We start from the raw sequence: 1,600 nt of genomic DNA on the forward strand, positions 1-1,600 counted from the left end.
TATAAACAACAGTATGTTTCTGCTAGTAAGGGAAACTATGATATTTATGTTGTCTTTGTGGAAAAGGGATTAGAGCTATTAAGAAAAGATGGCTATTTAGGTTTTATTTTACCCCATAAGTTTTTTAATGCTCAATATGGGGAATCTATCAGGAAATTAATTGCTGAAGGTAAATATCTTCATAAAATAGTGCATTTTGGAGATCAACAAGTGTTTCCCAAGGTTTCAACTTATACTTGTTTGCTTTTCTTGAGAAAATCACAACAATCTGATTTAGAAATGGAAAAAGTTACTGATTTAATAGATTGGAAAAATAATCATAATAGTCAAACAGGAATTATTAATCATTCGTTAGTTTCATCTTCAGCATGGAATTTTATTCTGGGAGAAGATGCTAAGTTATTTGCAAAATTACAACAAATTAAATCTAGACTAGAAGATGTAACAGAAAGGATTTTTCAAGGAATTAAAACCAGTGCTGATAAAATATATATCGTCGAAGAATTATCACGGGAAGATAATTTAATCCAGGTTTTTTCAAAACAAAAACAAATAGCATACTGGTTAGAATCTAATTTACTACATCCTTTGATTAAAGGTGGTGATAGTAAAAGATATTATTTGTCTAAAACTAATAAGTTGATTATTTTTCCCTATATGCTTAAAAATAATGGTTCAATGGAATTGATTTCTATGAATACCTTTGCAAAAGAATATCCTTTAAACTGGAATTATTTACTAGATAATAAAGATTATTTAGAAAGTAGAGAAAATAGTAAAATGTTAGGAGAAAATTGGTATGGATATAGTAGATTTCAAGCTTTAAATGTCATGGCTTTACCAAAAATATTTACTCCTGATATTGCGACTGGTTCATCATTTACATGGGATAAAACAGGGGAGATATTTTTTACGGGTGGTGTCGCTGGAGGATATGGAATTTTGGTTAAATCTATTTATTCATGGGAATACATTTTAGGATTGTTAAATAGTCAAGTCCTAGAATTTTATCTCAAAAAATCATCTACATCAATGAGAGGTGGTTACTATAGTTTTGAATCTCGGTTTATTCGCAATCTTCCTATTAAAATTATTGATAATTCTCAAATTGCAGAAAAGCAAAAACATGATTTAATTGTTAATTTAGTACAACAAATGCTTGATCTTCATCAACAACTCAATCAAGCAAACACACCCCCAACCAAAAGAATGATTCAGCAACAAATTCAAGCCACTGATAGACAAATCAATCAATTAGTTTATGAACTCTATGAATTAACTGATGCAGAAATAACTATGATTGAAAGTATTCAAAGTGCATAAACTTAAATTTATTCTTCCCCTTGTCTGCGTCCTAATTCATACACTCCAGCACCCATACAAACAAGTATTCCAGTGCTAACTCCCCAGCTATTACCTAAACTGATATCTAAAATCCAGTTAGATAAACCACCAAATATTAAAAAAGTTGGCAATTTTGGTCAAAAAAGAGTTATTATAGATTTATATAAAACTAACATTTTTTCAGATATGAAAGCACCTGATACCATTATTAAACTTGTTGAACATTTTCACTCTTCGATAGAATTGTATCGTGCGG

General features: G+C 29.6%; 2 protein-coding genes. One reads left to right on the plus strand and one right to left on the minus strand.

Annotated elements, in window-relative coordinates; all coding sequences use genetic code 11:
• On the plus strand, positions 1-1,323 hold a 1,323-nt coding region (locus H6F62_RS20310), incomplete at its 5' end, for an Eco57I restriction-modification methylase domain-containing protein (protein ID WP_190372841.1).
• An 8-nt stretch (positions 1,324-1,331) separates the two neighbouring features.
• Here the strand turns inward: H6F62_RS20310 and H6F62_RS20315 are convergent.
• Entirely contained in the window at positions 1,332-1,475 is a 144-nt protein-coding gene (locus tag H6F62_RS20315; protein ID WP_162501151.1) for a hypothetical protein, read from the minus strand.
• Positions 1,476-1,600 lie beyond the last annotated feature (125 nt).

This window comes from Anabaena sp. FACHB-1391 (genome assembly GCF_014696755.1).
GTDB classification, from domain to species: domain Bacteria; phylum Cyanobacteriota; class Cyanobacteriia; order Cyanobacteriales; family Nostocaceae; genus Dolichospermum; species Dolichospermum planctonicum.